Source organism: Bacillus sp. S4 (genome assembly GCF_040838205.1).
Lineage (GTDB): Bacteria > Bacillota > Bacilli > Bacillales > Bacillaceae_G > Bacillus_A > Bacillus_A cereus_U.
Map to the genome: position 1 here is coordinate 25516 of NZ_JBFPJI010000020.1, position 8044 is coordinate 33559.

An 8044-nucleotide genomic window follows, 5' to 3' on the forward strand; every position below is an offset into this window, starting at 1 on the left:
AATAATGTAAAGGGAGAAGAGTGATGATTGATATTTTAAAGATTTTTGCGGCCTTAGTTTTGGGATACCTTTTAGGAAGCCTTAATACAGCGGTGATTGTAGGGAAAATATACGGCAAGGACATAAGAAGCCATGGAAGCAAAAGCGCCGGGCTTACCAATACTCTGAGGGTACTTGGGAAATCTGCTGCGGTGTTTGTTCTTGCGGGAGATATATTAAAAGGGGTAATTGCCTGTTATATAGGCTTGTTCCTTAGCGTTTACTTTTATTCGGGAGAGGCTAAAGATTGCGTAAGCCTTTTAGCGGCGGGCGCAGGGGCGGTTATAGGGCATAACTGGCCGGTATATTTTGGGTTTAAAGGTGGCAAGGGAGCACTTACAGCAGTGGCTGTACTGTTTATGGTTGACTGGGTTATGGCCCTTTTATGCCTTGGCTTTTTTGTGATAATAGTAGCTTTAACCCGTTATGTCTCTTTAGGTACAATATGTGCTACATTGCTTGTTGCGGTCATTTCATTTATTCCTGTTTTTGGGAATACCTTATATTTTTATATATTTGCATTCCTAATGGCGTTTATGGTTATTTTCAGGCATATGGAAAATATACAAAGGCTGCTTTTAGGAACAGAAAATAAACTTGTTTTTCCACAGCGTTGAGCATGTCTTCAAAATAGAAAAAATTGGGATTAGTTAACCGTTTAAGGAGGACGGCAACGATTCTTTACTTTTGGAGCCACTCAAGAAAAATGTACTTTATAATCCTATTTTTGGTATATCTCCTACCTTAGTAGCAATAAAGGGTTAATATAAGTCATCACATCATGCGTAAATATTAACGTACACATTGAATAGAAGAAATCAAAAAATACGTTATCCTTTCCTATGATTCTACAGAAAGAATAGCGTATTTTTTATTTTAGGGGGGTATTTTGTTTTGTTAGCTTGATAGCGATGGGGTAGAGTCAGGAAAATGCGCATTTACAACGATAAGCATTTTGATACAAGTCTTATGAGACATTATGAAGTCTAATTTAAAGGTGATTTGATTATGTACCAATAGGCTTTACTCTATTGAGATTGTGAAGTTTCCTACTTAAACTAACGGGGCAGGTTAGTTTGATAAGGTGATATTTGGATTAAGATAGATATAAGTAGAAAAATTAATAACAAGGGGTGATTTTTTGGAGGGAAATATTGGGAATGTAGATTTTTTAAAACAAGTAGTAAAAAGACTTTGCAACTAATAAAATAATAAGGTTTACTTCAGTAAAATAAGGTATAGTATATTTGTTGAATAGATTCTCTTTAAAGACAAGAAAAGTAGGTGAACAAAGTGGGAAAATATCAATTGGATTACAAAGGTCAGGCAGCTGTGGCAAAGTTTCATGAAAAACAGACGCCTGCCAAATTTGATAAAAAGCAGCAACTTGAAAAATTGCGTGCGGAGTATTTGAAAAAGAAGCAAAAACAAACAGATAAATAATATGTTACGTTTTTCTCGATTTTCTGTATATGGTGCAAACACAAGAAAATAGGTAAGTTATTCATCGTTCAAATATATACAGGCTATTTTTTCAAACCTCTTACTTATGCAACTAACGCATGCGTTAGTTCATTAAGAATAACTAAAGAAGTCGATTCCTTGAGATGGAAATCGGCTTTTTTAATAAGTGACATTTCCTTAGCGTCAGGAAAATGCGGATTTACAACGTTAAGGAGTTTACAATATTAAAAAGTCCAATTTCTCGGTATTAAGAAATTGGACTTTTTTCGTTACTTCGGAAAGGCGCCCTTTTATTGAATAAGAATTTTCTTTAAATCGCAGCGTGAATGCTGTGTTATATGACGTACCCGATTTCTTCGAGTTACTTTACACTGCTTTTCTGTTTCAATTTTCACTTCAGTAATGTATATTTCATTAAAAGCTTTTTATAAAACATCACTTACTTATTTATTACCGAGTTGTTCCGCCAAACCGATTAGAAGTCCTTCGGTTCCACGAATGTAGCAGAGACGATACGAGTCCTCGTACTGAACAACTTCGCCAACGAGCTGAGCACCATACTTAGTAATAAGTCTGGATACCATTTCGTCAATGTCTTCAACGGTGAACATGACGCGTAGATAACCGAGGGCGTTTACAGGAGCAGTCCGGTGATCTGCTATAGTAGGTGGGGTGAGAAATCGCGAAAGTTCAATTCGGCTGTGGCCATCTGGGGTAACCATCACAGCAATCTCTACGCACTGAGAACCGAGTCCCGTTACATGGCCAGCCCATTCACCTTCGACAGTGGCTCGCCCTTCGAGGTTCAAGCCAATCTCCTCGAAGAAAGAGATTGCGTCATCAAGGGATTCTACAACAATGCCGACGTTGTCCATTCTTAGTAATTTGTTTTTTGCCATAGTTTTATCTCCTTATGTGTAAAAATTTATTATCTGATCATCTTCATAATTATTCTGTTACAAATTCCTTCCAAACAAAAAACACTTTGTCGCAATTCATGATAACAAAGAAAAGTCACAGTATAGGAAAATGTGAAATTGGGTTTTCGGGTATGTCATATAGCATCTTGTTAACGAACAACACTTCGTAAACCCTCTACTATTGGAATATTCGCGAACCTTATTTCGTGAATGCCATCATGTTCAAATAGTTTCAAAAATTCGATACCGTAGTTGCTATACGATAAAACAACTTCGACTTCCCCACAAAATATTCCTGCCCTGTACTCCATTAAATGGTCCTTTAAGGAATAAGGAATGATTATTTGTTCCCTTCCGATTTCGTTCAATTGCTGAAATTGCCTTGAAGGATTTTTAGAAGAGAATAAATTCCCGTTTGAGCTGGTTTTTACTAATAAGAAAAGGGATACGAACTTTTTTAACGTGTTAATTACTAATAGTGATGATATAACTACACTTATGAAGTATTTCTTCCAATCAGCACAAGATTCCCTCTATACGGTATTAAGTTATTCAGCGGGCTGTAAGATTATCAGCAATAATACTGGGGAGATTGGATTAAAGGCTGATAGTTTCTATCCAAGCTTTTCATTTATGTATGATGCGCAAGAATTATTTGTTATTGGTGGGGAAGAAAAGTGGTCAGATATCCATTATATAAAAAGATTTTTCCATCTTGAGCAGATTACAGATGAGCTAACTATTGATTTAAGAAAATGAATTTAATGATGATGTGTGTTTTAATTATATAAGTCTTGGATCTAAGGAATTAAAGTTAGTTGAGCAACTTTGTGTAGCGGAAGGATTATGTGTATGTCACACCACACTAAAGACCGAAAGTGATAAAGTGTTGTGTAAATAACTAATTTGGATGACTTGAATGTATAAACCTAAAAACTTTCCTTTATGGAGAGCTTTTTTATTACAAAGAAAAGACACTCATATAAGAGTGTCTTTTCCAATAGTTTTTTAGCAGAAGCAAGAAGCTCCAACAATGATCAATAAAATAAACAATACAACTAATAAAGCAAAGCCGCCGCCACAACTACTACAACTACCACCAAATCCCATAATAGCTCCTCCTTTAATAAGAGGGGAAAACAAGGGTACACTCATGTATTTTAACGGATTCAAATTACTTTATGTTTTTTACGCAATAATTGAGCAGGTCCTTTTGAAAATAAAGAAAAGACACTCTAAGGTGCCTTCCTCCGACTGGATAACGACATTTTATGTATTGGATTGTGGGAACTGGTGGATAAATTGCAAATTTGTTACCAACTGCTCGCTCCAACATCCGCCTTCAACCACTTCACCCAATCCAAATCTTCTACCTTAAGCAAACTGAGTGAAACACCCTTCATATCTAAAGAAGTGAGAAGGGTACCAACCTTTACGAACTTCACATGTAAGCCTTCCAGCTCACATAAACGGCGAATGTCGTTTGCGAAAATGTATTGTTCCATTAATGGTGTCGCACCTAGTCCATTAATGAGGATGGCGAAGTTGTCGCCTTTTCTCCAGCGATAAATGCTTTTTAGTTTATTCATAAGTTCGATCGCTAATATTTCAGAAGAAGATAGTGCTTCTTTACGGTAACCTTTTTCGCCGTGGATACCAACGCCGTAAAACACTTCATCATCATTTAATGTGAATGAAGCTTTTCCTTGTACTGGATCATTTGCAGGGGAAAGGGAAACTCCTAATGTATGTAAGTTTTGGATGACAGAACGGCCAAGTGCTGTTAGTTCTTCTAAAGAATGTCCTTCAAGAGCGGCCGCGCCTAATATTTTTTGAACGAAAATGGTGCCCGCTACGCCTCGTCTTCTTTTATTAAAAGAAGCATCATCTTCAATTGAAACGTCGTCATTTACGATGATGTGGTCAATTTGTCTTCCTTCTTCTTTGGCGATTTGTTCTGCAGCTAAAAAGTTTTCTACGTCATCTTTAAAGTTTTTAATGATGAATAAAATACTTTTATCTTTTGGTATGAGGCGAGTTGCCGCTGCAATTTGTTCGACTGTAGGCGGAGTGAAGATACTGCCGTTTACTGCCGCTGTAAGCATTCCTTTTCCTACATAACCTATATCAGCAGGTTCGTGTCCGCTACCACCGCCGCTTATAAGGACAACGTTTTGCTTCATTTTTTCGATATCTTTTACATAAATGATGTTATGTGTTTCGTCATAATTTACTTTGTCGTTATGTTCAAAATAAAAGCCGTGCAGCATATCTTGAACGATATTTTGTACATCATTCATAATCTTTTTCATTGCTTTTGCCACCCTTTAATTACTTTGCTGATTGCTCAAGTAAAAGTAGTAATTGATTGTTTATCATATTTTTCATGAGAGAAGACATAATGGATGGATCTACTTCACATTTACTTTCAATCCAATCTTTTATCGTTCCAACGAAGCCGTGACTATAAAAGGAGGCAATCGTATTTTTTGTTTCAATAGAAAGAGTTAATCTACAGCTCATAGATAGTTCATCAATAATCTTCATATATAAGTTTTTCGTATGCTCAAATAAATAGTGATTGAACGAGTTTTGTTCAATGACTTTAAAAGCATTTCGGTAAAATTTTTGATTTTCATAAAAGTAATCAAATAATAAATCGAAAATATTTTCCCATGTTTCATAGTCGAGAAAGTCTATAATGTTTTCTTTCGTTTCTTCTCTATAAATCCAGCTTAATAGTTCAAATTTATCTTTAAAATGATAATAAAAAGTTTGCCTACGCATTTGACAGTGTAACATAATATCGCTCACTGATATTTTATGAAACGACTCTGTTTCCATTAAATGTTTCAATGAATTCGCGATTATCTTTTTAGAAATTATAGAAGAGGTCATCTTAATCATCCCTAGAATGTTAGTAATATAAGGCTGTTTTCTCAAAGATTGTTGCTGTTAAAACTAAAAGGCAGATTTAATCTACAAAACGTGTAGAATACTTTGCTATAATCAACCCAGGATATATAATTATGGTTAATCGAAAGGAGGGATAATAATGAAACAAGTAGCTCTCCATCATTTGCACAAAGAGCATAATAAACGAATAGCAGAATTTCATAAAAACCACGAAATTGAAATTCAGCGTGGTGAAAATGGGAACGGTTTGTTAGCTAAATGGGAAAGATTTTTTTATAACAAGGTAATTTCCCCTCTAAAGAATGTGAAATAATACCTACCTATTAAATGAATTGTCATCCTTGTACATTTCATTTTGTATCGCATTTTAAGTCAAATACGCATTAATCTTTTTTTCTTATTCAACTAAACTGCTCCGTTAGTTACATAACAATAAACCACTGAATCTACCTAAAAAGCATCTGATTAATGATGCTTTTTATCTTTTCTTAATGCTTCAACTGTGAAATAGTTAGATTTTTGACAAGCTGAAATAAGCATTTGCTCTACTCGATTTTCAAATGCTAAGTTTTTATGTAACTCAAGCTAACGATACCAGTAGAGGTAACTATCCAAATAATACGTATCTCCACATTATTGAACGCCTCCTGAAAATGCATTATATTCAACCGTAATCAGTATTTTCAAGAGAGCAACAATCTATACGAAAACAGCCTAATATAAAAATCCTATCCATATATGAGAGCGGTGTCTTTAGACAGATTGTCCATTTTGTCCGTTTACTATAAAACGCTTTCATTTTAACATGAGTAGTAAGAAGAAGATTTCAAATATATCACAATATATTAAAGGAATTGAGGGAGAATCACAATGAAAAAGATTATAAATAAACCAGAAACATTAGTAATGGAAATGTGCAACGGAATGGTTATGGCTCATCCAGAGCTTGAGTTTTTGAAAAAATATAAAGTGATTAAGAAGAAAGAAATGAACGAAAGTAAAGTAACGTTAATTAGCGGCGGTGGTAGTGGTCATGAGCCAGCGCATGCAGGGCTAGTAGGAAAAGGAATGTTAGATGCGGCAGTGTGCGGAGATGTGTTTGCTTCTCCTTCACAAATTCAGGTATATCAAGCGATTAAAGAGACGGCTAGTAAAAAAGGTACGTTATTAATTATTAAAAATTACAGCGGCGATATTATGAATTTCAAAAACGGTGCGCATTTAGCGACTGAAGATGGAATTGAAGTAGACTACGTAAAAGTGGACGATGATATTGCGGTAGAAGATAGTCTTTACACAGTAGGACGCCGCGGCGTTGCGGGAGTTATTTTCGTTCATAAAATTGCCGGCGCAGCAGCGGAAGCAGGTATGGATTTAGGAGCGGTGAAAGCTGTAGCGGAAAAAGCAGCGGCTAACGTGCGCACAATCGGTTTAGCGTTAACTTCTTGTACAGTTCCGGCAAGCGGATCACCTACTTTTACACTTGCGGAAGATGAAATGGAATACGGCGTAGGTATTCACGGCGAACCAGGAATTAAACGTGAAAAAACGCTGTCAGCAGATGAATTAGCTAACCGTATGACAAATGATTTAGTAAAAGATTTAGGAGTAAAAGATGGTGAAGAAATCGCGCTTCTTGTAAATGGTTTTGGCGGAACACCACTGCAAGAACTTTACCTATTTAACAACGCAGTTACGAGAGAACTAGCTGCTAGAAACATTAAAATTAATAGAGTATTCGTCGGTAACTATATGACGAGTATTGATATGGCAGGTATGTCTTTAACAGTAATGAAATTAGATGACGAGCTAAAAACATTACTATCGAAAGAGTGTAATACACCAGCGTTTAAAGTAGATGGACCAGTTGAAAGTGTAGAGTATGTTAATGTGCTTGAAGATGTAGAGGAGAAGGAAGTTTCCTTTGAAATAGAAACAGCGGAAGAGCACGCTGTTATGAAAGATAATGTAATTACATTAAACAATATGGTTTATCTCGTTGATAAAATGAGTGACATCATTATTAAAAATGAAGTACCGTTCTGTGAGTTAGATACACATGCAGGTGACGGCGACTTCGGAATGAGTGTTGCAAAAGGATTTAAGCAATTAAAACGTGAGTGGAGTTCTATTTTAGGACAAGACAATGTAACGATAGGATCATTCCTTGACGGTTGTTCTATGATTATTATGGAACATTGCGGCGGCGCTTCAGGTCCAATTTGGGGCGGTGCGTTCCGCGCAGCTAGTAAAGCAGCAGGCGAAAAATGTGAGTTAACAGCCAAAGAGTTCGCTGAAATGTTACAAGCAGCACTGCAAGGTATACAATCTATCGGTGAAAGATCGTTCGGAAGAGGAGCGGTAGTTGGTGATAAAACGCTTGTTGATGCACTTGCTCCATGTGTAGACTCTTGGTTAAATAGCGCTTCAAACGAATCAGACATGAAAACTGCCTTTGAAAAAGGAGCAGAAGCAGCGGTTAAAGGAGCAGAGTATACGAAAGAAATCGTAGCTCGTATGGGCCGCGCTGGTACAGTTGGTGAAAGAAGCTTAGGCTATCCAGATGCAGGTGCACATGCACTTGGGGTTATCTTTACGGAGATTGCGGGTAGTTTGAAATAGGAATTAGAAGATCCCCTCTACCTTGTGGTTGAACTGTACCCCGAATCATGGACACTTAAAAAAAGCCCCATGATTCGGGGTTT

At 36.4% G+C, this 8044-nt stretch carries 8 protein-coding genes and 2 pseudogenes; 5 read left to right on the forward strand and 5 right to left on the reverse strand.

The genetic code is table 11. The annotated features are described in order from the left end of the window. The first annotated feature begins 23 nt into the window (after positions 1 to 23). Positions 24 to 656, forward strand: a complete 633-nt coding sequence (gene plsY / locus AB3X48_RS05025) for a glycerol-3-phosphate 1-O-acyltransferase PlsY (RefSeq protein ID WP_088098756.1) — start codon at positions 24 to 26, stop codon at positions 654 to 656. A gap of 676 nt (positions 657 to 1332) precedes the next feature. After that, positions 1333 to 1482 (forward strand): hypothetical protein, encoded by a 150-nt coding sequence (locus AB3X48_RS05030; protein WP_002069316.1) that lies wholly within the window; start codon positions 1333 to 1335, stop codon positions 1480 to 1482. 464 nt (positions 1483 to 1946) lie between these two features. On the opposite strand, the gene AB3X48_RS05035 is transcribed toward AB3X48_RS05030, so the two are convergent. Continuing rightward, on the reverse strand, positions 1947 to 2402 hold the full coding sequence (locus AB3X48_RS05035; RefSeq protein WP_002159053.1) for a VOC family protein: 456 nt from the start codon (positions 2400 to 2402) through the stop codon (positions 1947 to 1949). A 402-nt stretch (positions 2403 to 2804) separates the two neighbouring features. Here AB3X48_RS05035 and AB3X48_RS05040 point away from each other — a divergent pair. Continuing rightward, positions 2805 to 3182 (forward strand): annotated as a pseudogene (locus AB3X48_RS05040) (hypothetical protein); the annotation flags it as partial. A gap of 249 nt (positions 3183 to 3431) precedes the next feature. Here AB3X48_RS05040 and AB3X48_RS05045 read toward each other — a convergent pair. The 3 genes from AB3X48_RS05045 to dhaS all read right to left on the reverse strand — a co-directional run bounded on the left by AB3X48_RS05045 (position 3432) and on the right by dhaS (position 5321). Next, positions 3432 to 3533: a YjcZ family sporulation protein gene (locus AB3X48_RS05045; RefSeq protein ID WP_000505688.1), complete on the reverse strand. Its 102-nt coding sequence runs from the start codon at positions 3531 to 3533 to the stop codon at positions 3432 to 3434. A 203-nt stretch (positions 3534 to 3736) separates the two neighbouring features. After that, the gene (gene dhaQ / locus AB3X48_RS05050; protein ID WP_088098759.1) at positions 3737 to 4735 is read right to left on the reverse strand and encodes a DhaKLM operon coactivator DhaQ; all 999 of its coding nucleotides are present in this window, start codon (positions 4733 to 4735) and stop codon (positions 3737 to 3739) included. A gap of 19 nt (positions 4736 to 4754) precedes the next feature. After that, positions 4755 to 5321: a dihydroxyacetone kinase transcriptional activator DhaS gene (dhaS, locus tag AB3X48_RS05055; RefSeq protein WP_002202924.1), complete on the reverse strand. Its 567-nt coding sequence runs from the start codon at positions 5319 to 5321 to the stop codon at positions 4755 to 4757. Positions 5322 to 5478: 157 nt separating this feature from the next. Here dhaS and AB3X48_RS05060 point away from each other — a divergent pair, with 157 nt between their 5' ends. After that, entirely contained in the window at positions 5479 to 5652 is a 174-nt protein-coding gene (locus tag AB3X48_RS05060) for a hypothetical protein (RefSeq protein ID WP_016103924.1), read from the forward strand. A gap of 152 nt (positions 5653 to 5804) precedes the next feature. Here AB3X48_RS05060 and AB3X48_RS05065 read toward each other — a convergent pair. Beyond that, positions 5805 to 5963, reverse strand: a pseudogene (locus AB3X48_RS05065) (IS1595 family transposase); the annotation flags it as partial. A gap of 246 nt (positions 5964 to 6209) precedes the next feature. Between AB3X48_RS05065 and dhaK the strand changes: the two are divergent. Continuing rightward, positions 6210 to 7961 (forward strand): dihydroxyacetone kinase subunit DhaK, encoded by a 1752-nt coding sequence (gene dhaK / locus AB3X48_RS05070; protein WP_088098760.1) that lies wholly within the window; start codon positions 6210 to 6212, stop codon positions 7959 to 7961. Positions 7962 to 8044 lie beyond the last annotated feature (83 nt).

Excerpts from the sequence above, each read along its gene's own strand:
- plsY (WP_088098756.1), top strand. The coding sequence starts at position 24 with ATGATTGATATTTTAAAGATTTTTGCGGCCTTAGTTTTGGGATACCTT.
- AB3X48_RS05035 (WP_002159053.1), bottom strand. The coding sequence starts at position 2,402 with ATGGCAAAAAACAAATTACTAAGAATGGACAACGTCGGCATTGTTGTA.
- AB3X48_RS05045 (WP_000505688.1), bottom strand. The coding sequence starts at position 3,533 with ATGGGATTTGGTGGTAGTTGTAGTAGTTGTGGCGGCGGCTTTGCTTTA.
- dhaQ (WP_088098759.1), bottom strand. The coding sequence starts at position 4,735 with ATGAAAAAGATTATGAATGATGTACAAAATATCGTTCAAGATATGCTG.
- dhaS (WP_002202924.1), bottom strand. The coding sequence starts at position 5,321 with ATGACCTCTTCTATAATTTCTAAAAAGATAATCGCGAATTCATTGAAA.
- AB3X48_RS05060 (WP_016103924.1), top strand. The coding sequence starts at position 5,479 with ATGAAACAAGTAGCTCTCCATCATTTGCACAAAGAGCATAATAAACGA.
- dhaK (WP_088098760.1), top strand. The coding sequence starts at position 6,210 with ATGAAAAAGATTATAAATAAACCAGAAACATTAGTAATGGAAATGTGC.